The 26291-nt window shown below is 62.3% G+C and carries 27 protein-coding genes; 6 read left to right on the plus strand and 21 right to left on the minus strand.

Annotated features, from left to right (window positions below; all coding sequences use genetic code 11):
* Positions 1 to 21: 21 nt before the first annotated feature.
* From ACLK1G_RS01870 to ACLK1G_RS01880, 3 genes are all read left to right on the plus strand, one after another.
* Positions 22 to 1038 (plus strand): alpha-ketoacid dehydrogenase subunit beta, encoded by a 1017-nt coding sequence (locus tag ACLK1G_RS01870; RefSeq protein ID WP_420763851.1) that lies wholly within the window; start codon positions 22 to 24, stop codon positions 1036 to 1038.
* On the plus strand, positions 1038 to 2150 hold the full coding sequence (locus ACLK1G_RS01875; RefSeq protein WP_420763852.1) for an acetoin dehydrogenase dihydrolipoyllysine-residue acetyltransferase subunit: 1113 nt from the start codon (positions 1038 to 1040) through the stop codon (positions 2148 to 2150). Before ACLK1G_RS01870 ends, ACLK1G_RS01875 begins: the two co-directional genes overlap by 1 nt.
* Positions 2151 to 2234: 84 nt before the next feature.
* Entirely contained in the window at positions 2235 to 3299 is a 1065-nt protein-coding gene (locus ACLK1G_RS01880; protein WP_420764036.1) for a 2,3-butanediol dehydrogenase, read from the plus strand.
* 65 nt (positions 3300 to 3364) lie between these two features.
* Here ACLK1G_RS01880 and ACLK1G_RS01885 read toward each other — a convergent pair whose 3' ends face one another.
* The 18 genes from ACLK1G_RS01885 to ACLK1G_RS01970 all read right to left on the minus strand — a co-directional run bounded on the left by ACLK1G_RS01885 (position 3365) and on the right by ACLK1G_RS01970 (position 19591).
* Positions 3365 to 3865, minus strand: coding sequence for a DUF6644 family protein (locus tag ACLK1G_RS01885; RefSeq protein ID WP_420763853.1), 501 nt, complete (start codon positions 3863 to 3865; stop codon positions 3365 to 3367).
* On the minus strand, positions 3865 to 4215 hold the full coding sequence (locus tag ACLK1G_RS01890; protein WP_420763854.1) for a DUF6152 family protein: 351 nt from the start codon (positions 4213 to 4215) through the stop codon (positions 3865 to 3867). Before ACLK1G_RS01890 ends, ACLK1G_RS01885 begins: the two co-directional genes overlap by 1 nt.
* A gap of 24 nt (positions 4216 to 4239) precedes the next feature.
* On the minus strand, positions 4240 to 4794 hold the full coding sequence (locus tag ACLK1G_RS01895; RefSeq protein ID WP_420763855.1) for a DinB family protein: 555 nt from the start codon (positions 4792 to 4794) through the stop codon (positions 4240 to 4242).
* 226 nt (positions 4795 to 5020) lie between these two features.
* A complete protein-coding gene (locus ACLK1G_RS01900; RefSeq protein ID WP_420763856.1) occupies positions 5021 to 5938 on the minus strand; it encodes a dihydrodipicolinate synthase family protein in 918 nt (305 codons plus the stop codon).
* A gap of 77 nt (positions 5939 to 6015) precedes the next feature.
* Positions 6016 to 7044, minus strand: a complete 1029-nt coding sequence (locus tag ACLK1G_RS01905; protein ID WP_420763857.1) for a trans-3-hydroxy-L-proline dehydratase — start codon at positions 7042 to 7044, stop codon at positions 6016 to 6018.
* Between the two features lie 151 nt (positions 7045 to 7195).
* Entirely contained in the window at positions 7196 to 7918 is a 723-nt protein-coding gene (locus ACLK1G_RS01910; protein ID WP_420763858.1) for an amino acid ABC transporter ATP-binding protein, read from the minus strand.
* Positions 7911 to 8561: an amino acid ABC transporter permease gene (locus ACLK1G_RS01915; RefSeq protein ID WP_420763859.1), complete on the minus strand. Its 651-nt coding sequence runs from the start codon at positions 8559 to 8561 to the stop codon at positions 7911 to 7913. The genes ACLK1G_RS01910 and ACLK1G_RS01915 overlap by 8 nt, the downstream gene beginning before the upstream one ends.
* Before the next feature lie 9 nt (positions 8562 to 8570).
* Entirely contained in the window at positions 8571 to 9236 is a 666-nt protein-coding gene (locus ACLK1G_RS01920; RefSeq protein WP_420763860.1) for an amino acid ABC transporter permease, read from the minus strand.
* Positions 9229 to 11007 carry a cis-3-hydroxy-L-proline dehydratase gene (lhpI, locus tag ACLK1G_RS01925; RefSeq protein WP_420763861.1) on the minus strand — a complete coding sequence of 593 codons (1779 nt, stop codon included), beginning with the start codon at positions 11005 to 11007 and terminating at the stop codon, positions 9229 to 9231. Before lhpI ends, ACLK1G_RS01920 begins: the two co-directional genes overlap by 8 nt.
* Positions 11008 to 11017: 10 nt before the next feature.
* On the minus strand, positions 11018 to 11836 hold the full coding sequence (locus tag ACLK1G_RS01930; RefSeq protein WP_420763862.1) for an ABC transporter substrate-binding protein: 819 nt from the start codon (positions 11834 to 11836) through the stop codon (positions 11018 to 11020).
* Positions 11837 to 12068: 232 nt separating this feature from the next.
* Positions 12069 to 12818: an AraC family transcriptional regulator gene (locus ACLK1G_RS01935; RefSeq protein WP_420763863.1), complete on the minus strand. Its 750-nt coding sequence runs from the start codon at positions 12816 to 12818 to the stop codon at positions 12069 to 12071.
* Between the two features lie 73 nt (positions 12819 to 12891).
* Positions 12892 to 14139: an FAD-dependent oxidoreductase gene (locus ACLK1G_RS01940; RefSeq protein WP_420763864.1), complete on the minus strand. Its 1248-nt coding sequence runs from the start codon at positions 14137 to 14139 to the stop codon at positions 12892 to 12894.
* Positions 14136 to 14372: a 2Fe-2S iron-sulfur cluster-binding protein gene (locus ACLK1G_RS01945; protein ID WP_420763865.1), complete on the minus strand. Its 237-nt coding sequence runs from the start codon at positions 14370 to 14372 to the stop codon at positions 14136 to 14138. The genes ACLK1G_RS01940 and ACLK1G_RS01945 overlap by 4 nt, the downstream gene beginning before the upstream one ends.
* The gene (locus ACLK1G_RS01950) at positions 14365 to 15480 is read right to left on the minus strand and encodes an NAD(P)/FAD-dependent oxidoreductase (RefSeq protein ID WP_420763866.1); all 1116 of its coding nucleotides are present in this window, start codon (positions 15478 to 15480) and stop codon (positions 14365 to 14367) included. Before ACLK1G_RS01950 ends, ACLK1G_RS01945 begins: the two co-directional genes overlap by 8 nt.
* The gene (locus ACLK1G_RS01955; RefSeq protein WP_420763867.1) at positions 15477 to 16409 is read right to left on the minus strand and encodes a 4-hydroxyproline epimerase; all 933 of its coding nucleotides are present in this window, start codon (positions 16407 to 16409) and stop codon (positions 15477 to 15479) included. The genes ACLK1G_RS01950 and ACLK1G_RS01955 overlap by 4 nt, the downstream gene beginning before the upstream one ends.
* A gap of 124 nt (positions 16410 to 16533) precedes the next feature.
* On the minus strand, positions 16534 to 17520 hold the full coding sequence (locus ACLK1G_RS01960; RefSeq protein ID WP_420763868.1) for a hypothetical protein: 987 nt from the start codon (positions 17518 to 17520) through the stop codon (positions 16534 to 16536).
* 141 nt (positions 17521 to 17661) lie between these two features.
* The gene (locus ACLK1G_RS01965; protein ID WP_420763869.1) at positions 17662 to 18333 is read right to left on the minus strand and encodes a GntR family transcriptional regulator; all 672 of its coding nucleotides are present in this window, start codon (positions 18331 to 18333) and stop codon (positions 17662 to 17664) included.
* A gap of 91 nt (positions 18334 to 18424) precedes the next feature.
* Complete coding sequence (locus ACLK1G_RS01970) at positions 18425 to 19591, minus strand: MFS transporter (RefSeq protein WP_420763870.1); 1167 nt, start codon at positions 19589 to 19591, stop codon at positions 18425 to 18427.
* Positions 19592 to 19724: 133 nt separating this feature from the next.
* Between ACLK1G_RS01970 and ACLK1G_RS01975 the strand changes: the two genes are divergently transcribed.
* Together ACLK1G_RS01975 and ACLK1G_RS01980 are read left to right on the plus strand one after the other, a co-directional pair.
* Positions 19725 to 21140, plus strand: a complete 1416-nt coding sequence (locus ACLK1G_RS01975) for an aminotransferase-like domain-containing protein (protein WP_420763871.1) — start codon at positions 19725 to 19727, stop codon at positions 21138 to 21140.
* Positions 21141 to 21215: 75 nt separating this feature from the next.
* Positions 21216 to 23357 carry a TonB-dependent siderophore receptor gene (locus ACLK1G_RS01980; RefSeq protein WP_420763872.1) on the plus strand — a complete coding sequence of 714 codons (2142 nt, stop codon included), beginning with the start codon at positions 21216 to 21218 and terminating at the stop codon, positions 23355 to 23357.
* Positions 23358 to 23409: 52 nt separating this feature from the next.
* Here the strand turns inward: ACLK1G_RS01980 and ACLK1G_RS01985 are convergent, their stop codons facing one another.
* On the minus strand, positions 23410 to 24144 hold the full coding sequence (locus ACLK1G_RS01985; RefSeq protein WP_420763873.1) for an SDR family NAD(P)-dependent oxidoreductase: 735 nt from the start codon (positions 24142 to 24144) through the stop codon (positions 23410 to 23412).
* A gap of 214 nt (positions 24145 to 24358) precedes the next feature.
* Positions 24359 to 24565 carry a tautomerase family protein gene (locus ACLK1G_RS01990; protein ID WP_030140737.1) on the minus strand — a complete coding sequence of 69 codons (207 nt, stop codon included), beginning with the start codon at positions 24563 to 24565 and terminating at the stop codon, positions 24359 to 24361.
* A gap of 127 nt (positions 24566 to 24692) precedes the next feature.
* Between ACLK1G_RS01990 and ACLK1G_RS01995 the strand changes: the two genes are divergently transcribed.
* Positions 24693 to 25616 (plus strand): LysR family transcriptional regulator, encoded by a 924-nt coding sequence (locus ACLK1G_RS01995; protein WP_420763874.1) that lies wholly within the window; start codon positions 24693 to 24695, stop codon positions 25614 to 25616.
* A gap of 203 nt (positions 25617 to 25819) precedes the next feature.
* On the opposite strand, the gene ACLK1G_RS02000 is transcribed toward ACLK1G_RS01995, so the two are convergent.
* Positions 25820 to 26248: a nuclear transport factor 2 family protein gene (locus tag ACLK1G_RS02000; protein ID WP_420763875.1), complete on the minus strand. Its 429-nt coding sequence runs from the start codon at positions 26246 to 26248 to the stop codon at positions 25820 to 25822.
* Between the last annotated feature and the right edge of the window lie 43 nt (positions 26249 to 26291).

Raw genomic sequence — 26291 nt, forward strand, 5'->3', positions numbered from 1 at the left:
ACAACAAGAGAGAATCCCATCATGGCGAGAAAAATCAGCTATCAGCAGGCAATCAACGAAGCCCTGGCCCAGGAAATGCGTCGCGACTCCAGCGTGTTCATCATGGGTGAAGACGTGGCCGGCGGCGCTGGCGCACCCGGTGAAAACGATGCCTGGGGCGGCGTGCTCGGCGTCACCAAGGGGCTTTACGACCAATTCCCCGGGCGGGTGCTGGACACGCCGCTGTCGGAAATCGGCTATGTCGGCGCGGCGGTCGGCGCCGCCACCTGCGGCGTGCGCCCGGTGTGCGAACTGATGTTCGTCGATTTTGCCGGGTGCTGCCTGGACCAGATCCTCAACCAGGCGGCGAAATTCCGCTACATGTTCGGCGGCAAGGCGTCCACGCCCCTGGTCATTCGCACCATGGTCGGCGCCGGCCTGCGCGCCGCGGCCCAGCACTCGCAGATGCTCACTTCGTTGTGGACACACATTCCGGGACTGAAAGTGGTGTGTCCGTCATCGCCCTATGACGCCAAGGGTCTGCTGATCCAGGCCATTCGCGATAACGACCCGGTGATCTTCTGCGAGCACAAGTTGCTTTACAGCATGCAGGGCGAGGTGCCGGAAGAGCTCTACACCGTGCCGTTCGGCGAGGCCAACTTCCTGCGCGACGGCAAGGACGTGACTCTGGTGTCCTACGGGCGGTTGGTCAACACCGCGATGGATGCGGCACGCAACCTGGCCGGACGTGGCATCGACTGCGAAGTCATCGACCCGCGCACCACCAGCCCGCTGGACGAGGACAGCATCCTTGAAAGCGTCGAGAAAACCGGACGCCTGGTGGTGATCGACGAGGCCAACCCGCGCTGCTCCATGGCCACCGACATCTCGGCGCTGGTGGCGCAAAAGGCCTTTGGCGCGCTCAAGGCACCGATCGAGATGGTCACCGCGCCGCACACGCCGGTGCCGTTTTCCGACTCCCTGGAAGACCTGTACATCCCCGACGCGGCAAAAATCGAGCAAGCCGTGCTCAACGTGATCGAGTGGAGCAAGCACTGATGAGCCAGATTTTTACCCTGACCATGCCCAAGTGGGGCCTGTCGATGACCGAGGGCCGGGTCGATGCCTGGCTCAAGGAAGAAGGCCAGGCCATCACCAAAGGCGATGAAGTGATGGACGTCGAGACCGACAAGATCTCCAGCAGCGTCGAGGCGCCATTTTCCGGCGTATTGCGCCGCCAGGTGGCGCGCCAGGATGAAACCCTGCCGGTCGGCGCCTTGCTCGGCATCGTCGTCGAAGGCGAAGCCAGCGACGCCGACATCGACGCGGTCATCGAGCAGTTCCAATCCAATTTCGTGCCTGGCGACGCGGCTGACGAGGACAGCGGCCCGAAACCGCAGAAAGTCGAGGTGGACGGTCGGCTGATCCGCTATTTCGAGCGCGGCGAGGGCGGTACGCCGCTGGTGCTGGTGCACGGTTTTGGTGGTGACCTCAACAACTGGCTGTTCAACCATGAAGCCTTGGCCGCTGGGCGCCGGGTGATTGCCCTGGACCTGCCAGGGCATGGCGAATCGGCGAAAACCCTGGAGCGCGGTGACCTCGACGAGCTGAGCGGTGTGGTGCTGGCCTTGCTCGATCATCTGGACATCAACGCGGCCCATCTGGTCGGGCATTCCATGGGCGGGGCCGTTTCGCTGAATGCCGCGCGCTTGATGCCGCAGCGCTTGCGCTCACTGACCCTGATCGGCAGCGCCGGCCTCGGCGCCCAGATCAACGGCAGTTACTTGCAAGGCTTCGTCGACGCCGCCAACCGCAACGCCCTCAAGCCACAGCTGGTGCAACTGTTCTCCAATGCCGAGCTGGTCAACCGGCAGATGCTCGACGACATGCTCAAGTACAAGCGCCTGGAAGGTGTGGACGTGGCCCTGCGCCAATTGGCAGAGAACTTGTTCAAGGACGGCCGCCAGCAAGTGGAGCTACGCGAGGTGGTGCAGGCCGGCCATGTCCCGACCCTGGTGATCTGGGGCAGTGATGACGCCATCATCCCGGCGGTCCACGCCGAAGGGTTGGGTGCCCAGGTCGAAGTGCTGCCGGGCCAGGGCCACATGGTGCAGATGGAGGCGGCCGAGCAGGTCAATCGATTGATTATCGAGTTCATCGGACAGCACTGAACCAGCGGGCGGCGGTTGAGTCGTCGCCCTATGAAAAATCCTGGAGGTAACGCTATGAACGTTTCAATCAAGCCGACCCGCAGCATGCGCGCCGCCGTTTGGCATGGCCGTAATGACATCCGCGTCGAAGACGTGCCGCTGCCGGTTTCACCGCCCGCCGGTTGGGTGCAGATCCGCGTGCAGTGGTGCGGCATCTGCGGTTCGGACCTGCACGAGTACGTGGCGGGGCCGGTGTTCATCCCGGTGGACGCGCCACACCCCCTGACCGGGATCAAGGGCCAGTGCATCCTCGGCCATGAGTTCTGCGGCGAGATCGTCGAGCTGGGCGAGGGCGTCGAAGGTTTCAACGTCGGCGAACCAGTGGCCGCCGATGCCTGCCAGCATTGCGGCACTTGCTATTACTGCACCCATGGGCTCTACAACATCTGCGAGAACCTGGCTTTTACCGGGCTGATGAATAACGGTGCGTTTGCGGAGTTGGTCAATGTCCCGGCCAACCTGCTGTACAAACTGCCGGCCAACTTTCCTGCCGAGGCTGGCGCGTTGATCGAACCGCTGGCGGTGGGCATGCACGCGGTGAAGAAGGCTGGCAGTTTGCTTGGCCAGAACGTCGTGGTGGTCGGCGCCGGGACCATCGGCCTGTGCACGATCATGTGCGCCAAGGCGGCCGGCGCGGCCCAGGTCATCGCCCTGGAAATGTCCGGCGCGCGCAAGGCCAAGGCCCTGGAAGTCGGGGCCAGCCATGTGATCGATCCCAATGACTGCGACGCCCTGGCCGAAGTACGGCGCCTGACCGGCGGCCTGGGCGCCGATGTCAGCTTCGAGTGCATCGGCAACAAGCACACCGCCAAGTTCGCCATCGACCTGATCCGCAAGGCGGGCAAATGCGTGTTGGTGGGGATTTTCGAAGAACCGAGCGAGTTCAACTTCTTCGAACTGGTTTCAACCGAGAAGCAGGTGCTGGGCGCATTGGCCTACAACGGTGAGTTCGCCGACGTGATTGCCTTCATCGCCGACGGACGCCTGGACATCTCGCCGCTGGTGACCGGGCGCATCCAGTTGGAAGAAATCGTCGGCCAGGGCTTCGAGGAGTTGGTAAACAACAAGGAACACAACGTGAAAATCATCGTGTCACCCGCACGGATCTGACGGCGTCTGAAGTGGGCGATTTGGCGATGGCCGGAAGCGGCCATCGCCTTTTTTTCAATGCTCGTTCAGGTGTAGGCCAGCAAGCGCCCGCAGCCGATCACCGCGATCCACAACGCCACGGACAGCAACGCCTGGAGCTTGGCCAGGCTCGGCGCCGTGACGTGGGTATTCCATTGCTGGACGGAGCGGTAGGGCACCAGATGGAACAGCAGGGCATTGACGCCTGCCGCCGCGATCAGGCACAGCTTGAGAATGAACACGTTGTTGCTGGCGAAATCATGAGGGTGCGCACTGAACATCATCAAGCCGGCAGGCACGATCAACAGCAGGGCCCCGACGGCCCATCGCAGCAGATGGCGAGCCAGTGCGGTCACGGCGATGTCCCTGGACAGCCCGAGGACGCGCAGGTCGAACATCACCACCGCGCCCACCAGTATCGAGAACCCGATGATGTGTAGCACTTCCACCAGCGGATAGAGCCATAGCTCGCTGCGCATGGCCGAGGCCAGGGGCGAGTCGCCCAATCGGTCCATCCAGCCTTGCGCGACCGGGCCAGTGACCTGCATCAGCGCAGCTCGGTGGTTCTATCGTCGATGGTGATGCGTTCGGCGCGAAGCTCGTCAGGCTTGTTTTTATTGGCGTAGCCGACCACGGTGGCCCGGTTACCGGCTTTGAGCATGTCTTTGGTCAGCCCCCGATTTTCCATGCGAGAAGGCGGCGCGAGCACGACGAACCACGTCTTTTCCGTGGTTTGCAGGCGTACGGTCCCGTGGGGGTGGGAGTAACCGGACTCCTTGATCGTACCTTCGAGCGTCAGTGGCTTGCTGGCGTCGTATTCGCTCCAGCCATGGTGGGCAAGGGCGGCGGTGGCGACCAGCATCGTGGACAAGCCGATGCAACGAAAGATCAGGTTCATGGCAAGGTCTCCTGGGTTATCGATTCAATCGGGCTGGTACTCTCGCCAGACCCGCTGCTCGTCGAGTTGCAGCAACTGTTCCTCCTCTTCGCGGAAGCGGCGGTCGCAGTCGAGGAAAAACTCGTCGAGCTGCGGCGGTTCGACGTGGGTGGCGCTGAGCATGGTGTGGACCTGGCCGCGGTGATGGATCTGGTGCTCGAACAGGTGCAGCAGCAAGCGGTCGATCCGTTCGAAAGCGTTGCCGTCGGAACGCACCAGGTCGACGGTGCGAGACAGGTCTGTGTGTTTCAGGTTGCTGCACAATGCCGCCAGTTGCCGGTCGCTCCGGTCCTGGCTTTCCCTGAGCTGGTTGAACGCCAGCATCTCGGAAAAATCCCGCTCCTGGCCCATGACATCGCCTTTGAGGGCGGTGAGGTAATAGCGATCTACTTCCAGTATGTGGCACAGCGTGGCTTGGATGGAGGGGAAGAAACTGGTGCGGTAGGCCTCGTATTCCACGGTGTTCAGCTGTGCGCAGGCGTCCAGCAGCCTGTGATTGGCCCATTGGTTGTTCAGGGCCTGGGCCAGGAAATAATTCATGGGACGCCTCCCGTGCGTCATTGCGCCGGGGAGAAAGCGTAGCAAAGACTGGCGATAACGCCGTGTTGCTGGTCGGTTGGTCCCGTGTTTGCACCACGACGGCCTGTGGGAGCGAGCTTGCTCGCGATAGCGTCGGCACATCCAATAGAGATGCAAGCTGGACAACCGCTATCGCGAGCAAGCTCGCTCCCACAGGTTTCTCACATGCCTGAGCCTGCGCCCCGGCTTAAAGCCCCACCTCCGGCAACACCGGCCGATTGGCCAGGGCCGTGGCCATGATCTGCTCCACGTACACCCGGTCTGCTTCCGGCAGCGCCAGGCGCGGTGGGCGGGTGAGAGCGCTGCCTCGGCCGGCAATGGCTTCGCAGAGCTTGATGCACTGGACCAGGTCGGCGCGGGCGTCGAGGTGCAGGATCGGCATCAGCCATTCGTAGATCGGCATGGCTTCGGCGAACCGTCCGGCGCGCGCCAGCCGGAAGATCGTTTCACCTTCCTTGGGGAACACGTTGGACATGCCCGAGACCCAACCTTCCGCGCCTACGGCGAGGCTTTCGAGCACCACATCATCGAGACCGGCGAACAGCACGAAGCGATCGCCCACTTCATTGCGCACGTCGATGAAACGCCGGGTGTCGCCGGAGGAGTCCTTGAAACACACCACGTTGTCGCAATCGGCCAGGGAAATCAGGATATCCGGGGTGACGTCGTTCTTGTAGATAGGCGGGTTGTTGTAGACCATCAGCGGCACGTCGGCATGCCGGGCGACATAGCGGAAATGTTCGGCGGTTTCGAACGGCTTGGAGCCGTAGACCAACGCGGGCATCAGCATCACCCCGTCGACACCGACCTTGCGCACCGCATTGGCGACTTTGGCGGCCTGCACGCTGGTGAACTCGGCCACGCCGCAGATCACCGGCACTCGGCCCCCGGAAGCGTCCACCGCCACTTCGGTCACGGCAATCTTTTCCTCCGCGCTCAGGGAAGTGTTTTCCCCCACCGACCCGCAGACCACGAGGCCGGATACGCCATCGCGAATGACGTTGGAAATGACCTGATGGGTTTTTTCCAGGTTGATGGAAAAGTCATCGTTGAATTGGGTGGTAACGGCGGGGAATACGCCGCTCCAGTTGATGCGTTGGCTCATGGGTGTCTCCTTTTGGTGTGTCTCTGTGGCGAGGGAGCTTGCTCCCTTGCCACAAGGGTTATGGGTGGGTATGAAAGTCATGCGCCGGGCCAGGTGTCTGAGAGCCGGTAGCCCTGCGGCCACGGATCGGCCGGGTCCAGCAGCAATTGGTGGGTTCCGGTGATCCACGCCCGCCCGGCGATGCACGGGTAGATCGCCGGGCGACCGGCAACGTCGGTCAGAGAGTCGATGCGGCAATGGAATTCGGAGCCGATGATCGAGCGGCCGATAAACCGTTCACCCACCTGCATCAGGCCTTTGGCGTGCAGCACCGCCATGCGGGCCGAGCAACCGGTGCCGGTGGGCGAGCGGTCGATCTTGCCGGGCTGGATGACGACGGCGTTGGCGCCGGTGGCGATGCCGTTTTCCATGACGACGGGCGCGGCGACCTGGCAGAACGAAATGTGCGACCAATCGGGATTCAAGGGGTGTACGAAGCCCAACTGCTCGTTGGCGGCCCGGGTGATCTTCAGCCCCACGGTCACGAGATCGGCGGCCTCGTCGGGGCGAATGGCGAAGCCTAGGCGCTGGGCGTCGACGATGACGAAGCTGTCGCCGCCATAGGCGGTGTCCACCTGCAATGTTCCCAGGCCCTCGACTTCGATCCAGGCATCGAGGCGGTCAGCGAAGGAGGGCACGTTCTTGATCTCGACCCGTTGCACCTTGCCGTCGCGGCAGTCGGCCACGGCCTCGATCAAGCCGCCCGGTGCCTCCAGGACCAAGCGCGTCTGGGGTTCGGTCATCGGCAGGATGCCGCTGTCCAGCAGCACGGTGGCGACGCACAACGAATTGGAGCCGGACATGGGTGGGGTGTCGGCCGGTTCCATGATGATCCAGGCCATCTGCGCCCGCGGGTCCTTGGCCGGCACCAGCAGGTTGACGTGGCGGAACACCCCGCCACGAGGCTCGTTGAGGACGAAGTTGCGCAGGGTCTGGTCCTGGGCGATCCAGCGTGATTGTTCCCAGACCGTGGCGCCGGGTGGCGGCGCGACACCGCCGACGATCACATCGCCGACTTCGCCTTCGGCGTGGCAGCTGACTATGTGGATGATTCTGGATGAGCGCATGGGTCAGATCCTTGTGTTGTCTGGTCGGGCCTCATCGTCGGATCGCCGCCCGGCGCAAGCTCGCTCCCACAGTGTTCTGTGGTGGTTAGCAGGTCATTGCGGCCTACACAAAACCCGTGTGGGAGCGAGCCTGCTTGCGATAGGCCATCCGCTATTTCACCGACTTGAGGAATGCCGCCGTCTCCGGCTGCACCGGATTGCCGATCACCTGCTCCGGCGGGCCGATCTCATGGACTCGCCCATTGCAGAAGAACGCCACGCGGTCGGATACGTCCCGGGCGAAGCGGATCTCGTGGGTCACCAGCACCATGGTCATGCCGTCTTCGGCCAGCATGCGCATGGTGTCCAGCACCTCACCGACCAGTTGCGGGTCGAGGGCCGAGGTGGCTTCGTCGAACAGCATGTAGTCCGGCGACATCGCCAAGGCACGGGCGATTGCCATGCGCTGCTGCTGGCCGCCGGAGAGCTTTCCGGGAAAGGCCTTGAGCTTGTCCCCCAGGCCCACGTGCTCAAGCTGTTTGACCGCCAGCGCCTCGGCGTCCTGCTTGGTCTTGCCCAGCACCTTGCGCGGCGCGAGCATCACGTTTTCCAGCACGGTCAGGTGGGGAAAGGCGTTCCACTGCTGGAAAACGATGCCGATCTTCTGCCGGAGGCGGTTGAGGTCGGTGGCGCTGTCGTGTACCGAGACGCCGTCCACGCGGATGCTGCCTTTCTGGATCGGCTCCAGGCCGTTGATGCACATCAGCAGGGTCGATTTACCGGAACCGGAGCCACCGATGATCGACACGACTTCGCCCTTGTCTACCGTCAGGCTGACACCCTTGACGACTTCCAGGTTGCCGAAGGATTTATGCACGTTTTCGATCTCAATCATTTTCTTGCCACCTTCTTTCCAGGCGAGCGCCGAGGCGGGCGACCACCAGGCTCATGAGGTAATAAATGAGGCCCGCGATGCACAGCACCAGCAGGGGTTCCTGAATACGCGTGACGATGGTTTGCGAAGCCCGCAGCAGTTCGACGATGCCGATCCACATCACCAGCGCGGTGTCTTTCATCACCCCCAGCACCAGGTTCAACCAGCCGGGAAACGCAACCCGCGTGGCAATCGGCAGGACGATGAAGCGCAGGTCCTGCCAGTACGTGAGCCCCAGGGATCGGCTGGCCCGCCGGGTGCTCGTCGGTACCGCCAGCACGCCACCGCGGACAATCTCGGTGAAGTACGCGGCGGCATAGACCCCCAGCACGATGCAACCGACGGCGAAGGCGCTGAGGTCCAGGCCGACGATGCTCTTGAGGGAATTGAACAGCACGAACTGGATCAGCAGTGGCACGCTGCGAAACGCATCGAGTACCCAGGCCAATGGCAGGCTGACCCTGGGCAACAGCGCCCGCAACAGGCCGAACAACAACCCGGCCACGGTGCCCAGCAGGATCGACCAGACGGTCAATTGCACCGTGACCCAGGCACCTTCGAGCAGATACAACACGTCGTTGACGGTAAGGCTTGTAGAGAACATGTCCCGCCCTCAATAACGAAACAGGCGCCAGGACAACAGCCGGGCCACCCCGACGATCAACTTGGCGATCAGGTAATAGAGCACCGCCGCGAGGGCGAAATATTCGAAGGTGCGGAACGTCTTGACGTTGTATTCCTGGGTCACCCCCGTGAGGTCGTTATTCAAACCGACCACCACACCCAGGGACGTCATCAACACCGCCCAGACCATCTGATTGGTCAGCGGGTAGAAAACGATGCGCAACAGTTGCGGGACGATGATCATCCGGTAGGCCTGGAACGCGCTCATGCCCAGGGAACGGGCGGCGCGCATCTGCGTGCCCGGTACGGCCTTGAGGCCGCCGCGAAAATTTTCCGCCAGGTAGCCGGCGTTGTTGAAGGTGATACCCGCCAGCAACGCAAACCACGAACTGACGTGCAGCCCGAGGGAGCCGAGGCCAAAGTAGAGGATGTATATCTGGAACAAGGAGGGTGTGTTGCGGGCGATCGACACCCAACCATTGCCGACACCGCGCAACAGCGGATGGCGTGCCTGGCGCATCACCGTCAGGACGAGGGCGATCAGTACGCCGAAAATCATCGACAACGCGGCGGTCTCGAAGGTCACCCAGGCGCCGGCAAGCATATCGGGCAGGGCGCGCAAGGCGGGGCGCCACTGGAAGCTGTAGTCAAACATGGCTCGGAGTCCCCTTGGGTGCGGAAGGTTGCAACCACTGTGGCGGCTGATCGCTGGCGGTGGCGGTGCAGGCCGCCTCGATGCAATCGGCCAGACCGGCAAAATGCACGCCGCGCCCCACCAGGCCCGGCGCGTAGTGCGCGTATTTTCCGGAATTGGTCATCAGGGTGGTGGCGGTCGGCGGGATCACCGGCTCGCCCAACATGCACCAACAGGTGTCAGTGACCAGCGTCGCCCCGAAGGCCCGGATCGCGTCCAGGTAACCTGCCTGGCGGGCCTGTTCCAGTACGGCACGGCCACAGGTGATTGCCAGCACCACGCCGGGGTGTTTGTTCCGGCCCGAACACAGGTGTGCCAGGGCGGCGAATTCGCTGAGGGAGAAATGTGGATTGCCCAGGGAAATCACATCCACGTGGCGATGCCGGGCACTGTTGAGCTCGCGCCAACTGACAAGCAGCCCGGCAGCGTTGACGGTTTCCACCGGTAACACAGCGTCGCAGTCCAGCACATTGGTTGCGTCCATGGCCTCGGGCGTTATCCCGGCGATGTGGAACAGTGGCGCGGCGCTGGTGGTCGCGAACGCGGCGCCAAACGCCTTCAAATCATCCCGGGTGGGCGCGGCGTCTTCCAGGCCCCGTATCAGCGGGACACGTCGTCCCGTCAGGCCGCCGATGTGATAGCCCAGCAGCGGATAAAAACTGTCGTCCATCGGGTCGGGCCTTGTCACTTCGACGATCAGCCCGGCCTTTCGCGGCCCATCGAGATGACATCCGGCCAGCGGCGCGCGACCGCACAGCGCGATGCAGATGTCGAGAAAGTCCGGGTACTTCTGCGTGCGGGCGCCGAGCACGCTGTTGGCGTAGACCACCGCGTTGGACTCGGCCCAGACAATCTGTTCGCCGGCCACGGGCGCGGTATCCAGCAAGTAGGGCGCACAGGTGAAGCTCAATTGCGCGCCCATGACCATGTAAGCATCACCCAAGGCGCTGGCCGGTTCGCCCAGCGCAGGGTCGACGCCCAGTTCCCGCCAGCGGCGCTGGTCCACGGATATCGAATTGAGGGTCGTGGGCACACTCACTTTCGCCCCCCACCGCACCAGTTGTTCGGCAAAGCGCAGGCTGGCCGGGCCGGTATAGATACAGCCGTCGATGTGCGCCTGGGTGATGTCCAGCAGTTGGTCGGAGCCCTGGATCTCGGCCATCCGCAGGACGATTTGCATCGCTACTTGGGCTGCCTTGCCGTGCGCGCCGTCGAGCATTGCCCGATCCCGCTCGTTCAACCGGACGGTGAACGGCATGGACGGCTGCGGGGCCATATCCGTCCCATGCCATTGATCGTTGGGCCGTCTGCCGGACAACGTCAGGCGGTTGCCCTCGACGCGCACGAATCCTTGGCCGCGCAAGCCAGCGAACGCCTCGTGGCCGATGCACAACACCGGCAGCGAGCGCTGGAAAATCACCTCGGCCACGAGTACTCCAAGGGCCAGGATCTCGTCGACTTCGGCCAGTACCAGTGCGGCCGGTGCGTGGCGGTTGCTGATGAGCTCCATCAACACGCTGCTGCCGGTGCAGGAACCCCGCCCGCTGGGAATCGCCAGCACGCGGCCGCCCAGGCGTTCGCCACTCAGAGGATGATGCCGGTCGATGATTTCGCCCGTAATGGGATCGACCCCGCCCCAGAAGCTCAGGCCAACGTCGGCGAACAACAGGGTGCCCTGGGCGGCACCCTCCACCAGGCTGCGGCCGTGCAAGCGGATAGGCGTGCTTGGCATGCCGCGATCCTCAGTAATACACCTGGGGCACGGTCAGGTTGGCCGGCGGGATCTCGGTGCCGACCCATTTGACGAACAGTTCCTTGTAGCGGCCCGTGCGCACTTGCTGGTTGACGAACAGGTTGAGGTAGTTGAGCAAGCCGTACTCGCTGCGCTTGGCGCCGAGGGACACGTAGTCGATGACATAGGGAGCATCGCCAGCGATCTTCAGGCCCTTGTACTTGCCCGACTTGATGGTCGCGGCGGCCACGGTGTTGGTCACGACGGTGGCGTCGATGTGCCCCTGGGCGACGGCCAGCAATGTGTCGTTCTGCGACTGGTAGGCGCGGAAACTGCCGCTGCCCCAACTCTTCTGGTCTTTCTCCAGGGCGATGGCTTCGTAAGTGCTGCTGGTGTTTCCGAGTTTCTTGCCCTTGAGGTCGGCGTAGCTGTTGATACCGGTGTCGTCGCGGGTCAGCACCACCATCTGGAAGGCAAAGTAGGGCACGGTCAGGCCAACGGTCTTGGCCCGCTCCAGGGTGTCGGAAGTAGAAGCAACAATGACATCGGCGCGGCCCGAAAGCAGCGCGGGGATGCGGTCGGAGAACGGCGTTTCCACCACTTCGGCGTCGACGCCGAGGACCTTCGCCAGGTCGTGGCAGTAATCCACGTCGAAGCCCGCCGGTTTGTTACTTTCATCGCGAAAACCCATGGGTGGGAAGTCCAGTGTCACCGCGCAACGCAGCTTGCCCGAGCCGATGATGTCGTCGAGCTTGTCGGCATGGGCGGGTAGGGCAAGCAGGGGAAAGAGGACAACGCCAAGGGCTACGGCCAATGCAGGGTTTTTCATAAATGCCTCGCTGTCGAATAAATGCGGTGAAATATCGTATTGAGGATTTCGTATACGATATTAGATAAGCAATCGACGTGCCTGATCGGGTCTTATTCCTGTGTTTTTAGTAATGCTTTGATAACCAACAGATTATGGTGGTCCGGCTGGCCAGGCACCGGGCGCGCAGGTGAAAGTGAAGTGTTACAGATGGGAGCAGTGGGGTGGGTTTACGCCCCCTAAAGGAACAGGCTCAACGCTGGTTGTCCCGGTACTGGCTGGGTGAAAGGCTCGTCAGCGCGCGGAACTGGCGGCTGAAGGCACTGTGATCGGTGTAACCACAGCGCAGGGCGATCTCGGTAATGGGCAGATCGTGCTCCATTAACAATCGCGAGGCCTCTCCCAGGCGCGCCTTGTGGATCATCTGCCGAGGCGTGAGCTGGAAGATGCGCTTGCAGTGTCGTTCCAGCTGCGCCACCGACAACCCGGCGATGGCAGTGAGTTCCGCCAGGCTGATGGGGCGGGCGAAGTGCTGCTTGATGTGCGCGTCCACGGCCGCCAGTTGCTGGTACGCCGGATGGCTCGATTGCGGCGACTGCAAGTCACGGGAAATCCCGGCCAGGCCGACGATCCCGCCCTCAGGTTCGCGCAAGGCAAGCTTGTGGGTCAGGCACCACACCGGTTGGTTGCCGTAATAGAGGTGCAATTCGAGCTGGTCGGCCAGCTCCCGTCCGCTGGCCAGCACCCGTCGATCCTGTTCGGTGTACAGCGGGCCGAAGCGCTCCGGGAACACTTGCTCGGCAGTCAGACCGAGCAGGTCGTTGCATTGCTTGAAGCCGCAACGCCGGGCCAGGGTCTGGTTGACGAATGCGTAGCGGGCTTGGGTGTCCTTGATGAAAAACACCGTGTCCGAGAGGGTATCGAGCAACGGCGCGATGGGCAGCAGACTGCGCAGCAGGGTGTCGAAGTCGCAGGGAGTGAAGGTCGTCAGCGAGGGGTACATGGGGCGGCTTCGTCGTTTTGTCAGACGTGGAGTTTTGATCGAAATGAGGTGCTTGTCACGCCGTACGCGTGGCTCACTCATCTGCCAGATTAAGCAACGTCTCAACCCGTGCCGGACTGAACGGTGGACGAGGAGCCGGCGGCGCCCAGCCAAACAGATGCTCCAGCGCCGCGCCGCAAACCCTACCCTGGCAGGCGCCCATCCCGCAGCGGCTGGCAAGTTTTGCTTCGCGCCAGTCGGCATGGCTGCTCAGTTCCGCATAGGCCACGTCTTCGCAGCGACACACCAAGGTGTCGCCCCGGGCCAGGCCTTTCAAACGAGCATCTAGGGCGAAAGCCTTGTTCAACGCGAGGGCAAAGCCCTGCCACCGCGCCCGGCGAGGCCAGAGGCGTTCGGCTGCCGAGGTGTCGTCGGCGGCGACGTGACCGGCGATGGCGCCTTCCACCAGGGCCAGTTCGCTGCCACCGAAACCGGTGCACTCACCAGCGGCGTAATGATCACGGCGCGTGGTGGCCTGCCAGGCGTCGACCGCCAGGGCTTGTCCAGCCAGCTCGCAGCCCAACGCCTGACCCAGCTGGGTATTGGGAATCAGGCCGAATCCGCAGGCCAACCGGTCGCACGTCAATTCCACAGTCTTGCCCCGCTGTTGCAGGCGCACGCCTTCGAGCTTGTCCCGTCCCAGGGCTTCGAGCACATGCGTGCCGACGCGGTAGTGGGAATCGAACAGGCTGAACGCCTGCGTCAACTTGCCCGGCCAGCGCGGCAACTGCATGGCAAAACCTGTAACGGCGGCACCGCTGGCTTGTTCGGCGATGCGCAATATTTGCGCCCCGTGGTGCCTGGCCGTCGCCGCGCTGGCCAACAACAACGGGCCGCTGCCGGCAATCACCAGGCGTTCGCCGCGCACCGGCAGGCCGCCCTTGATCAGTGCCTGCAAGCCACCGGCACCGGTGACGCCGGGCAGTGTCCAGCCAGGGAAGGGCAGCAGCAGTTCCCGCGCGCCCGTGCAAAGAATCAGCCGCTCGTAGCGGATCAGCCATCCCTGCTCGGCGTTTTCCACCAACAGCGTCTTCTCGCCCGCGCAGGCAATGACCCGGGTGCCGGCGTGGCAGTACACATTAGTGCAGGCGTTCAGACGATCACGCATCCGACCCGCCTGGGCAGGCAGGCTGGCCTGGGGACCGTCGCGCCAGATCTGTCCGCCAGGGCTCGGGTTGTCGTCCAGCAGCACGATGCGCGCCCCGCTGCGGGCCGCGGCCAGCGCAGCGGCCATGCCGGCGGGGCCGGCGCCGATGATGAGGATGTCGGCGAGTTCGGTCATGGTCGGGTGTCCACGCGCATGCCGTCGCGGCACAGCGTCTGGCACGCCAGGCGCCGGCGGCCGTCGATCATCACCCGGCATTCCTGGCAGATGCCCATGCCACACAAGGGGGCCCGGCGTTGGCCGCTGACCGAAGTGCGACTGCAACCGTCAGCACCCAACGCCAATGCCGCCGCGACGCTGGTGCCATCGGCCACCGAGAGCGGGCGGCCATCGAGGAATAACTCAGGCATGGACCGCTTCTCCCAGGAAACGTTGCGGCAGGTAAGGTTGCGCGGCCAGCGGCGCGGTTTCGTTGAATAGCTGGGCGACCAGCAAGTCAGCCGTCGCCGGTGCGGTCGTAACGCCGAGCCCTTCATGACCCACCGCCAGCCATAGGTCCTTGCGCTGCGGATGTTGGCCCACCAGTGGCAAGCCGTCGGGGGTCGCCGCGCGAAAGCCCGTCCAGGCGCGGATACCGTTGAGGTGCGCCAGGCCAGGCATGTAGTCCACGGCACGCTTGAGCATTTTCGCCAGCATCCAGCCTTCCACCTCTGGGTCGACATTGCCGAACTGCCGCGAAGCGCCGATGAACAGTTGTCCCGTCGGGCGCGGTTGGATGTTGCACGCCACCGACGGTCCGCTGGCGTTGTGAGCGCTGGTGACGTAACCCAGCTCAACCAAGGTGTGGCTGACAGTGGCGGGGTAGCGGTCGGTGATCAACAGGTGCCCCTTCTTGGGTTCGATCGGCAGCTCCGGGCACAGCTCGGTGGCCTGGATGCCGTTGGCGAGGACGACTGCGTCGGCGCTGAGCCAACCGCCCCCTGCGAGGCGCACGCGGTGACCGTCCACTTCGCTGACTTGCGCCCGTTGACGGCGAATGTTGGCGTGATCGAGCATCCAGCGGGCGGCCGCGGGTGCGTAGAGAATGCCGTCGCCCTTGATCAGCAGCCCACCTTCCAGGCCGGGCCGCAGTTCCGGTTCGCGCTGGAGCAGTGCGGCTCGGCCGATCAGTTCACAGGCTTCGTCATGGGCCATCAGGTTCATGTATTTGCTGTGGGCCACGGCCATCTCTTCGGCGTTGGCCGCCAGCCACAACGTGCCGTTGTTGCGCCAGGCGCAGCGTTCTGGAAGATCGGGGGCCATCTGGCGCCAGCGTCGCAGGGAGTATTGGCTCAGGGCCAGCTCCGCCGGGTTGTCATCGAGTACCAGCAAGTGGCCCATGCCGGCCGCCGTGGCGCCGTGCCAACCGGCGTCCAGCACCAGCACCTTCAAACCACGCTGGGCCAAGGCTTGCGCGCAGGCGGCGCCAATGATGCCCGCGCCGACGATGATCACGTCTGCGACATGGCCTTGGCTCACGGACGAATGCCCCAAGCGAACGGATCGTCCGGCTCGAGGAACAAGGTGCTTTCAGCACTGATATAGGCCCGGCCGCGAATGGTCGGCACGATGCGCTCGCCTGAACGTTCATACGACCCTGCGAATTCACTGCCGATGACGCTGGCCTGGCGCCAGATCTGCCCGGGTTGCAGTTTGCCGTCGGCCGCCAGGCACGCCAGTTTGGCGCTGGTGCCGGTGCCGCAGGGAGAGCGGTCATAGGCTTTGCCGGGGCACAGCACGAAATTGCGACTGTCGGCCTGGGGATCGTCGGCGAACAGCTCGATATGATCGATCAGCCCGCCGTCCTCGCCGCGAAACCCCTGTTGCTCCAGGGCTTGTTGCACGGCGAAGGTGTAGGCGGTCAGTGCTTCCAGGTTGTCGCCCGCCACGCGTTGCCCGTGGTCGGCGATCAGGAAAAACCAATTCCCGCCCCACGCCACATCGCCAGACACCGGCCCGATGCCCGGCACCTCCAGGCGCAGCCCTTGGCGGTAACGGTAGGCCGGCACGTTGCGCACGCTGACCGAGCGATCCTCGTGCAACGTCGCCTGCACTGTGCCCACCGGTGTCTCGATGCTGTGCACGCCCGGGCCGATCCGGCCCAGATGAGCCAATGACGCCACCAGGCCGATGGTGCCGTGGCCGCACATGCCCAGGTAGCCGCTGTTATTGAAAAAGATCACCCCGGCACAGGCGGTCGGGTCCACCGGTTCGCACAGCAACGCGCCCACCAGCACATCGCTGCCGCGCGGTTCCAGGACGCACGCGGTGCGCCAGGCGTCGTGCTGCTCGGCCAGGCGCTGCCTGCGTTCGGCCATGCTGCCCTGGCCCAGGTCGGGGAAGCCATCGGTCACCAGTCGGGTCGGTTCGCCGCCGGTGTGGGAGTCGATCACGGTGATGCGTTTCATGGCGCCACGTCCGTTCAGATGAGTGGACACAAGCGTGGCGCGCGCCGGGGGGTGGCGGCTTGATGGTTTTAGTTGTCGGTGATGACGAAATCGGCATAGTGTGCCAGACGAGGCCGAACCGTCATCAACTGCGTGCGTTTGTCCATCGCCATTCGGTATGGCTTGTATCGATATTGATAGACTCGAACTTCTCCGCCACATAGCGCAAGCAGGCTCCTCCGTCGGGTTTGTAGTGTCCGGAGGCATCGTTGACCATCGCTAGGACATTTTGCATACGGTGTTCCTTGACCCTGAACTCTCCCGCGCAAATGACCGGTCTGCCGCTTCCAAGTTGACTGTGTCTTAAATACTCCGATGGTTTGGCATGTTCCCAGCGCTTATAAATTATCGATCCCTCAGGCGTATATACCCATGTATAGCTGTTGGATTCGCTGTTTGGGGCAAGAAGTTCGCTTGTTTGACCTTTCAGTTGATTACCGATCAACTTGCCGTTCCAGACGCCGAGCAGTTGACCCACCCCTTCTAGTTGTGCCGGGTTGTAACAGCGCCAGCGGGTCAAGTCACTGATATACGGCATCCAGCGTATTGGATACGTCTGAGCGCTCAGATCTAAGGGGCGACGATCCGAGTTCGTCCAGTTGGAGAAATCCACGATGCCTGACCATACCGGGCGAAGATGCGGTGAATTGTTAAAAATCCACGTATCTATTTTATTCATTGCGTTGGTGTAGATATCGTTGGCGGTAATCAGTAGCGACTCGAGTTCCCAGGCATCCGAGATGATCGGGTGCGGCACAGGTGCTTGATAGAACGTCAGGCCGCGAATGTCCGATAGCGAAATGTTCGACCTGCCAAACATCCTTTGGATATCAATCGAAATGTGAATCGTCTGACCGACTCTCGGGGCTTCGATGTAAGTCTGTAACTCGTTGTACGGTCCCATTGATATCAATAGTGTGTCGTCGGTTCCCGCGTAGTAAGTATTCTTTATCTGCGCCGTGACAGTCAGCGTGTCGATGATGGGCTGATTGAACGCTGAGACGATTGTATCTGGGGTGATGTTTGACGCTGCGACGGACGAAGCTGCGTCGCTTTGATTGAATGAGCTCATGCTCATCCGGTGCTGATTAGACATATGCCGTCCCTGGCAAAAGTAGGTGCGCGAGAGCCTAACAAATCAGGCGCAAGTTGCAACGGGCGCTTTGTTTCTATGTTTTTGGAATAGGCAATGCGGGAAATAAGGCAATCGTGATCAATGACCGGAAGGCAAGAACTCGAACAGCGTCCTGCAGACCCCGGCGATATGTTCGTCCAGCAGTTTCACCGCGCGCTCCACGTCACCGGCGCGGCAGGCGTCGAGGATTTCGCGGTGCTCATGGTCGGCGCGATCCTTGCCGGCCGACAGGCTCATCTGCATGCGCAGGTAACGTTCGAGTTTGTCGTGGACCGAGCGGATCAGGCTCACCATAAAGGGCCGTTGCGCCGGTTCATAGAGGCAGGCGTGCAACTGCCAGTTCAGCTCGGCCCAGCGGCCGACGTCGTCCTCGCCGATGAACTCCCGGCAGATGCTTTCGGCACGGGCGAAAGTCGCGTCGGTCATGTTGGGGATCGCCAGGCGCAGCACCTTGTCCTCCAGCAACATCCGCACCTCGAACATCTGCGCCAGTTCCGCCTCGGAGATCCGCGTGACCATCGCCCCGCGATTGCGCTGGAACATCACCAGGCCCTCGGCCTCCAGGCGCTTGAGCGCTTCGCGCACGGGGATCTTGCTGACGTTGAATTGCCGGGCGATGTCGTCCTGGCGAATCGGCTCGTCCTCGGCGAAAAGCCCGGCCACGATAGCGTCGCGCAAGTGGCGGGTAATGATTTCCGAAGTGGACGGGGCGTTGCCCAGGTCGGGCAGGTTGAATTTGGATAAAGTCACGGCGAGGGTCGTTTGGCTGAGGTGGGGATATGGTATACGACCTGCCTGCCGTGATGTCGAGCGACGTCGGTCATTGTGGCGAGGGGGTTGTTCAGCCGTGGGAGGGTTGGGTGATGAAAGCCTGCGTCCGGACGATGCGCAACCCGGTGATCGTTGCGCCTGCCAGCAACGCCAGGCCAAACACCGTCAACGCGACATCAGCGCCGAAATGGTCAGCCATCCAACCGGTCACCACGACCGGAATGCTGAACCCGACATAGGCGAAGAGGAAGAAACCGGCGCTGACTCGGGCTTTTTGCGTACCGGCCATGGCCGTGATCGCCGACAATCCGCCGAGGTAAAGAAAGCCATAGCACGCACTGCTGGCCCCCAGCGCGCCGAGCAGCACGGCGGCCAGCGAACCCTGGCTCGCGCCCCAGGCGAGCAGCGCATAGCTCAAAGGCAAGACGAGCAGCCCCAATCCCGTGGCCCTGGCCGGCTGCATGCGTTTCACCCAAGGCTGGAAGATCAGCCCGCAACTGATCACGGTGAAGGTCGACAGGCCGGACCAGCGCTGCAAGTCATGGGCCGCGAGCACCGAAGGCAGGATGGCGATCACCAGCCCGGAAGTCGCCCAGGCCAGCAGCATGGAGAAGCTGTAGGGCAGGCTGCCAGCAGGGAACAACGGCAGGCGCAACAGCGGCGCGTGCCTGATTTTCGGGGCTGGGTCTGGCAGTCGCGCGACCACGACGATCGCCAGGGCGGCCAACGCCAACTGCACCCAGAAACTGCCTGGCGTAACGCTGTGATGGACGAACAGGAAAAGGCTGGTCAACGCCGCGCCCAATCCAAAACCCAGGGAGGTGCTGGCGGTGACCCGGTTGGCCGGCGACCGGGCATCGCCGGTCGGCATCAATTCCACCATATAGGCCGTGGAAGTCGCCGAGGCCAACCCGGTGCCGACGCCCATCATCAGGCGCGCCACGCCCAGCGCCGTCAGGTTGGGCCAGATCGAGGTGATGACCGTTGCCAGCATCGACAGGCCAAGCGCCACCAGGATCAACGGTTTGCGGCCCATCCGGTCGGCCAGTCCGCCGAACGCCAGCAGCACGGGCAACACGCCGAGCACATAACCGGAAAACGCCACCGCCGTGGCGCCTGCGCCATAACCCGAAAGCTGCGCATAGGTGGTGTACAGCGGCGCCTGCAGGTTGACCGCCAGGGTGATCAGGCACAGACCAAAGGCCAGGCCCCATGAATGTCGTTGCTGTGCGTCCAAGAGAGTTCCTGCAAAAGTGTGAGCCTGGGCGGACTATCACCGCCGGACAGCAGGCAAACAAGGAACAGACGGGGGGCTTTTATGTTTAACTGTTTGCTCGAAATTCAAGAACACTTAGCCGAGACGCCGCGCCATGGACCTGAACATCGATCGCAACGCCAGGGGAAGCGTGGTCCGGCAACTGGTTGCCAGCCTAACCGCGTGGATCGATACCCATGGCATCCGCCCCGGTGCGCGAATGCCTTCGATCCGCCAGTTGGCGACGGAAAACGGCTTGAGCCTGTCGAGCGTGATCAAGGCATATGACCAACTGGTCGCCAGCGGCGTATTGGAATCGCGGCATGGTTCGGGTTTTTTCGTGGCCCAGCAGTTACCCCAGGCGCTGGCGGCGCAGATCGAGGATGAGGCGATATCCTGGCCGCTGTTCGACAACGAATCGACCCAGCTCAAGCTGGGTTGCGGCTGGCTGCCGGACGCGTGGCGCGATGACACCGACCTGGGCCAGGCGATCCGGCAGGTGGTGCGCGGTGACAATAAGGCGCTGTTCAATTACAGCACGCCGTTGGGCTCGGCTGATCTGCGCCTGCAAATCCAGAAGCGCCTGGGCCTGATCGACATTCACGTCGATCCTCGCCAGATCATCACCACCCAAGGCGCCAGCCATGGCTTGGACCTGTTGGTGCGCACGCTGCTCAAGCCCGGTGACCTGGTGTTGGTGGAGAGCCCTGGCTATTACAACCTGTTCAACCTGCTGAAGCTGCATGGAGTCAGGACCCTGGCGGTGCCGAGAACCGCCCATGGTCCGGATATCGCCCGGCTGGAGCAGTTGCTCAAAGCGCACAAGCCCACGTATTTCTTCATCAACAGCATGTACCAGAACCCCACCGGCACCAGCCTTGCGCCGAGCGTGGCCTATCGCCTGTTGCAACTGGCGACGCTGCACGACTTTCGGCTCATCGAGGATGATATCTACGCCGATTTCCAGAACGGCCCGACGTCGCGCCTGGCCTCCCTCGATGCCCTGGACCGGGTGATCTACCTGGCGAGTTTTTCCAAGACCTTGTCCAGCTCGTTGCGCATCGGCTACGTCGTCGCCCAGCCTGAAATCATCCAGCGCCTGGCGCAGGTCAAGATGGTGACCGGTATTGGTTGTTCATTGCTGACGGAAAACGTCGTGGCGACGCTGTTGGCGAACGGGGCGTATCGCAAGCTGATCCAGCGCCTTCGCGGGCGCCTGAACAAGCAGATGGCGAGCACGTTGCGTCAGCTTGACCCGACGCATTGGGAAGTGTTTGCCGAGCCCAGTGGCGGGCTGTTCGTGTGGGCGCGGCCTCGTCTTGTGCCGGCCGAGCGGGTGCGACAGATCGCCAAGCAGCTGCAGGTCCAGTTGTCCCAAGGGTCGTCGTTCCTGCCAGAGGGGGGTGCCTGCGACTGGTTGCGGCTGAACGTTGCGTTCACCCAGGATGCCCGGGCCCAGGCGTTTCTCAGGCAAATTCGACAAGTTTCTACAGCTGGAACGGGGGTACTAATGGGAATAGATGTCAAATAGGAATGAGTTGCTGTATCTTTCGCGACACATTCTTGTCGCCCTTGCGGCGGCGTCTTTCATTAGGATTGTGTGTCGATGCGTCGGATACTCGTTTCACTGTGTGTGCTCCAAGCTTATTCCATCTCCTCCTGGGCAGAAGAGCCCGTTTCCACGGACAAGGCGCCGCTGGAGTTGCAAGCCACCGACATTGTCGGCACCTCGGACTTCGAGACTGCACAAGGCCCGGTAAAGGGCTACCACGCCACCCGTTCCGCCAGCGCCACGCGTACCGACACCGCCATCCACGAAACCCCGCAGTCGATTTCTGTCGTGTCCCGCGATGTGGTCGAAGACCTCAGCGCCACGCGCCTGCAAGATGCCCTCGATTACGCTGGCGGCGTCGGCAGGGGGAACAATTTCGGCGGCCAGGGCCTGACCACGTTTACCGTGCGTGGCTTTACCACGGGCGAGTTCTACCGCAACGGCTTCCCGATCAATCGGGGTTACCCGAACATGCCCGATGCCAACACCATCGAGCGTCTGGAAGTGCTGCGTGGCCCGGCGTCCATGCTATATGGGCGTGGCGATCCCGGCGGCACCTTCAACGTAGTGTCCAAGCAACCATTGGCCGAGCGCACGGTGACCCTGGGCAGTCAGATCAGCGATCAGGGAATGCGTCGCGGCACCTTGGATGCGTCCGGCCCGTTGGATGACGAAGGCCGCCTGGCTTATCGCTTGAATGTGGTGGGCGAGGGCGGCGATACGTTCCGCGATCATGTCGAGACCGAACGTTATGGCATCGCCCCTGTGGTCACTTGGCAGGTCAACGACACCACGCGCCTGACCTTCGAAGGCGACTTCATGCGCAACAATGCGCCGCTGGACCGTGGCCTGACGCACTACGCAGGCCAGCGTGGCACCGCGTCCCGCGATACTTTCTTCGGCGAAAAAGACGTCGGCAAGTTGCACAACGACAACAACATGCTGCAGGTGCGTTTCGAGCACATGCTCAACGACGACTGGACCCTGGCCGGTGGCACCCAGTGGCTCGACGGCACGTTGCAGGGCAACGCTGTCGAAGGCAACGGCATCGCCGCCGATGGGCGCACCCTGGGGCGCAACTTCAACTACCGCAAGCTGGAATGGACCGACCGCGATACCCAGCTCAACCTCACCGGGCACTTCTCCACGGGAGGGTTCGAACATACGCTGCTGACGGGTGTTGAATACGAAGACTACAGCTACGAATCCATCATCCAGCGTTCCGCCGGCGGTTCTGGCGCGTACCCGATCGACATCTTCGATCCGGTCTATGGCCAGCCGCGCCCGGCCTTGACCCGCACCCCAACCGACGATCAGGAAAATCTCAAGACCTTCGGCGTGTTTGTCCAGGACCAGGTGGCGCTGACCGAGCGGCTGAAGGTGCTGGCGGGGGCGCGTTTCGAGCGGTTTGAGCATGAGTATGAAAGCTTTGTGCCCCAAGCACGCCCCGGCAGCCGCAACTGGGAGGTTACCGACAATGCAGTCACCCCACGCCTAGGCGTGATCTATGACCTGACCGACACGGTGGCGGTTTATGCCAACACCGCGCGCTCGTTCAAACCCAACAACGGCGCGAGCCGCGAGGGTGGCGGGTTCAAGCCGGAAGAGGGTAAGTCCTATGAAATGGGCGTTAAGTGGGAAGCGCTGGATCGCCAGTTGAGCGTCGATGCGGCGGTCTATCAGATCGAAAAACGCAACGTGCAGACGCCCGATCCGCTGGATTCGACCTTCAACGTCGCCGCTGGCGAAGTGCGCAGCCGTGGTTTCGACTTGAACGTGGCGGGCAACCTGACACCGGAGTGGCGCGTCATCGGCGGCTACGCCTATGTGGACGCCGAAGTGACCAAGGACGAGAACATCCCCACCGGTACTCGCCTGCTCAACGTACCGAAAAACACCGTCAGCCTGTTGAACGTCTATGAATTCCAGGACGGTGGCTTGAAGGGGCTAGGCCTGGGCCTGGGCGCCAGGTATGTGGATGAGCGGGCCGGCAATACCGCCGCCACCACCTTCACCATGGACGACTACACGGTGGTCGACCTGCTCGGCTACTACAAGGTCAACGAGCGCATTCGCCTCAACCTGGACCTGAAGAACCTGTTCGACGCCGATTACGAAGAGGGCGCGTTTGGTGGCGTCTACGCCTATCCGGGCGCACCGCGGACGGTGCAGGCGGGCATCTCCTACACGCTGTAGGTTCGAGCTAAAGAAAAACCCCGAAGGTTTCTGCCTTCGGGGTTTTTGTGTTTCACCATTTGCCGGTGCTCATGCCGCCGTCCACCGGCAGGACCGCGCCAGTCGTGAAGTCGGCACCCGCCAGGTACAACACGGCTTCGGCGATCTCTTCGATGGTGCCCACCCGACCGGCCGGCGCCAGGTTGTTGAGGAAGTCGCGGTGCGCCGGGTCATGCATCGGCGTGTCGATGATACCGGGCGCCACGGCGTTGACCTTGATGTTGAAAGGCGACAACTCCAGGGCCAGGGCGCGGGTCATCTGGTTGACGCCGCCCTTGATCAACACTGGCAGTGCTGCCGGCACCTGGATGTTCGGTTGCAAGGCCACCGAGGCGGAAATATTGATGATGAAACCCTGCTGGCGACCGATCATGTGCGCGGCTGCGGCCTGGCTGGCGTAGACGAGCCCTTTGAGATTGGTGTCCAGCAGCGATTCCAGGTCCTGCGGGCTGTATTCGACAAAGGGTTTGGGCAGGAAAAAACCGGCGTTGTTGACCAGCCCATCAACCGCGCCAAACGCCGCGATGGCTTTGCCGACCAGGGCGGTAGAGGTCGCCGGATCGGCAATGTCTCCGGCCACGCCGATGAAGCTCGCTGGATGGCCCAACTGGCCGGCCGCATCGTCCAGGCCCGACTGGGAACGGGCATTGCCCACTACGTTATAGCCGCGAGCCAGGAACGCCTTGACCAAGCCAAGGCCAATGCCGCTGGACGCGCCGGTGATGATGACGGTTTTCTGATTGCTCATGATGTTGACTCCTGATCACGTTGAGTAGGAACCGCTGCGCCTGTCTGGGCGTTGGTTGTGATCAGGGTATTGATGCGCTTGGGTTTGATAAATGGGGGTTCTGGTACTTGAGTTGATACTTGGTGTAATCAATCAATCGAACCTACGCTCCCACAGGGTTATCAAGGGCAGAAAAAAGCCCGGTCATTCGGACCGGGCTCGGTAGGGCGAAGCCTTACTCCTTGGGTTTACTTCGATACTCCGTCGTCGTCATGCCGGCATAACCCCAGTTATCGGTGTCGACTTCCTCGATCACGATATGGGTCAGGTGCGGGTCCTTGCCCAACACACGCTGCAGGGTTTCGGTGATTTCGCTAATCACCTGGGCTTTCTGTTCGCGGGTAACGCCGTCGCGGGTGATACGTACATTGACGAAAGGCATGCTGCACTCCAGTAGACGAGAATAGGCGCGGGAAGATCCAGCGCAATCGAGGGACCACTGTATTTATACGCCACGGCCTGATAAACAGGCATCGGGAATCTTCAGTTGATACGCGGTGTAATGAATCATGAAGCGGCACTTCGAAGACTTGCAGTTGGGCAGCATCGAGCTTTTCTGCCTGGCGGCGGAGGCGGGCAGTTTCACGGCGGCGGCGCAGGTGGCGGGCGTGACCCCAGCGGCGGTGAGCCGCTCGATTTTTCGGTTGGAAGAGCGTCTGGGTTCGCGCCTGTTTGTGCGCACCACCCGCAGCATCCGCCTGACCGACGCCGGCAGGACTTTTTTCGAGCAATGCCGTCAGGCATTGACGCAATTGGTCGAGGCGCAACAGGAAGTCATGGGGGCGCAATCCGTGCCATCCGGGCAACTGCGCATCAGCGTGCCGACGACTTACGGCCATCACCGCATCCTGCCACTGCTGCCGGCGTTTCGCGCGCAATACCCGCAAGTCACCGTTGATGTCCACTTGAGCAACCGCAACATCGATTTTGTCGCCGAAGGTTATGACCTCGCCATCCGTGTTCGGGCCCAGCCGGACTCCTCGATGATCGCCCGGTTGCTGGAAGACGCGAAACTGGCGGTGGTCGCGTCCCCGGATTACTTGCGCAGGGTAGGCACGCCGCAAACGCTGGAAGACCTGGAATTGCACGAGTGCATCCAATTCGAGCTGCCCAGCAGTGGTCGTCGTATCTCTTGGTTGTTCAACGTCGAGGGCAAGGAGAAGGAAGTGTTCGGGCAGGGTGGGTATTGCTGTTCCGACGACGTGTTGGGCGGGGTGACGCTGGCCAAGCATGGCGCCGGGCTGTTCCAGACCTATCGATTCATCGTTGAAACAGAGTTGGCGGACGGGCAATTGGTGGAAGTGCTGACACCGTTCGCGGGGCGTTCGCGCCCGTTCACGTTGCTGTATCCCCATGGCCGGTACGTGCCGCAGCGGGTACAGGCGTTTGTGGATTTTCTGTTGCAGTACCGGGAGCAGTGGGCCGCGACTTGAGGTGATTGTGATCTGTGGCGAGGGGATTTATCCCCGCTGGTCTGCGCAGCAGTCCTCGCTCAGACTGCTCGGTGTGCCAGATTGAACACCCGCCGCTGTTGGGGCTGCCGCGCAGCCCAGCGGGGATAAATCCCCTCGCCACAATGGATCACCATAAGCTCAAATGATGCGTTTGCCGCAGAGATTCCCGGCCCAGCCTTTTATCAGAACCGGAATGCCTGACGACCAATCAGCAGCCATTTGCCGTTCTGTTTTTGCCAAATCTGGAAGTTTTCGATTTCGGTCGGGACCACTTCGGTGCCCTTGAGCGCCTGGGCGGAGAAGTGGTTGCGTACCAGGGCCACGTCGCCAGAAAGGGTGATTTTCTGATTTTTCATTTCCAGGGTCTTGAATGCGCTCTTGCCGGTTTCGATGTCGGCGATGAAGGCTTTTTTGTCCTGGATATTGCCGCTGGAGTGACCGTAGGTCAGGTTCTCGGCGGCAAGGGCCTGGAGTTGGGGAATGTCTTTGTGAAGCATGGCCTGGGTCAGGTGGTCGACAGCTTCGGCCACCTCTTTTTCGGCCGGTGCGGCGGCTGCGACATAGCCGCTGAAGAGGCAAACGAAACCGATCAGCAATGATGCTTTTTTCATGGGTTTTTTCCTTGTTTTTGTAAGTATCGGGAATTCGAGCGTC

Source organism: Pseudomonas algeriensis (assembly GCF_048847255.1).
Classification (GTDB): Bacteria; Pseudomonadota; Gammaproteobacteria; order Pseudomonadales; family Pseudomonadaceae; genus Aquipseudomonas.

What these genes read in the sequence shown, in the direction of transcription:
- ACLK1G_RS01870 (WP_420763851.1), top strand. Translation starts at nt 22, where the DNA reads ATGGCGAGAAAAATCAGCTATCAGCAGGCAATCAACGAAGCCCTGGCC.
- ACLK1G_RS01875 (WP_420763852.1), top strand. Translation starts at nt 1,038, where the DNA reads ATGAGCCAGATTTTTACCCTGACCATGCCCAAGTGGGGCCTGTCGATG.
- ACLK1G_RS01880 (WP_420764036.1), top strand. Translation starts at nt 2,235, where the DNA reads ATGCGCGCCGCCGTTTGGCATGGCCGTAATGACATCCGCGTCGAAGAC.
- ACLK1G_RS01885 (WP_420763853.1), bottom strand. Translation starts at nt 3,865, where the DNA reads ATGCAGGTCACTGGCCCGGTCGCGCAAGGCTGGATGGACCGATTGGGC.
- ACLK1G_RS01890 (WP_420763854.1), bottom strand. Translation starts at nt 4,215, where the DNA reads ATGAACCTGATCTTTCGTTGCATCGGCTTGTCCACGATGCTGGTCGCC.
- ACLK1G_RS01895 (WP_420763855.1), bottom strand. Translation starts at nt 4,794, where the DNA reads ATGAATTATTTCCTGGCCCAGGCCCTGAACAACCAATGGGCCAATCAC.
- ACLK1G_RS01900 (WP_420763856.1), bottom strand. Translation starts at nt 5,938, where the DNA reads ATGAGCCAACGCATCAACTGGAGCGGCGTATTCCCCGCCGTTACCACC.
- ACLK1G_RS01905 (WP_420763857.1), bottom strand. Translation starts at nt 7,044, where the DNA reads ATGCGCTCATCCAGAATCATCCACATAGTCAGCTGCCACGCCGAAGGC.
- ACLK1G_RS01910 (WP_420763858.1), bottom strand. Translation starts at nt 7,918, where the DNA reads ATGATTGAGATCGAAAACGTGCATAAATCCTTCGGCAACCTGGAAGTC.
- ACLK1G_RS01915 (WP_420763859.1), bottom strand. Translation starts at nt 8,561, where the DNA reads ATGTTCTCTACAAGCCTTACCGTCAACGACGTGTTGTATCTGCTCGAA.
- ACLK1G_RS01920 (WP_420763860.1), bottom strand. Translation starts at nt 9,236, where the DNA reads ATGTTTGACTACAGCTTCCAGTGGCGCCCCGCCTTGCGCGCCCTGCCC.
- lhpI (WP_420763861.1), bottom strand. Translation starts at nt 11,007, where the DNA reads ATGCCAAGCACGCCTATCCGCTTGCACGGCCGCAGCCTGGTGGAGGGT.
- ACLK1G_RS01930 (WP_420763862.1), bottom strand. Translation starts at nt 11,836, where the DNA reads ATGAAAAACCCTGCATTGGCCGTAGCCCTTGGCGTTGTCCTCTTTCCC.
- ACLK1G_RS01935 (WP_420763863.1), bottom strand. Translation starts at nt 12,818, where the DNA reads ATGTACCCCTCGCTGACGACCTTCACTCCCTGCGACTTCGACACCCTG.
- ACLK1G_RS01940 (WP_420763864.1), bottom strand. Translation starts at nt 14,139, where the DNA reads ATGACCGAACTCGCCGACATCCTCATCATCGGCGCCGGCCCCGCCGGC.
- ACLK1G_RS01945 (WP_420763865.1), bottom strand. Translation starts at nt 14,372, where the DNA reads ATGCCTGAGTTATTCCTCGATGGCCGCCCGCTCTCGGTGGCCGATGGC.
- ACLK1G_RS01955 (WP_420763867.1), bottom strand. Translation starts at nt 16,409, where the DNA reads ATGAAACGCATCACCGTGATCGACTCCCACACCGGCGGCGAACCGACC.
- ACLK1G_RS01960 (WP_420763868.1), bottom strand. Translation starts at nt 17,520, where the DNA reads ATGAGCTCATTCAATCAAAGCGACGCAGCTTCGTCCGTCGCAGCGTCA.
- ACLK1G_RS01975 (WP_420763871.1), top strand. Translation starts at nt 19,725, where the DNA reads ATGGACCTGAACATCGATCGCAACGCCAGGGGAAGCGTGGTCCGGCAA.
- ACLK1G_RS01980 (WP_420763872.1), top strand. Translation starts at nt 21,216, where the DNA reads ATGCGTCGGATACTCGTTTCACTGTGTGTGCTCCAAGCTTATTCCATC.
- ACLK1G_RS01985 (WP_420763873.1), bottom strand. Translation starts at nt 24,144, where the DNA reads ATGAGCAATCAGAAAACCGTCATCATCACCGGCGCGTCCAGCGGCATT.
- ACLK1G_RS01990 (WP_030140737.1), bottom strand. Translation starts at nt 24,565, where the DNA reads ATGCCTTTCGTCAATGTACGTATCACCCGCGACGGCGTTACCCGCGAA.
- ACLK1G_RS01995 (WP_420763874.1), top strand. Translation starts at nt 24,693, where the DNA reads ATGAAGCGGCACTTCGAAGACTTGCAGTTGGGCAGCATCGAGCTTTTC.
- ACLK1G_RS02000 (WP_420763875.1), bottom strand. Translation starts at nt 26,248, where the DNA reads ATGAAAAAAGCATCATTGCTGATCGGTTTCGTTTGCCTCTTCAGCGGC.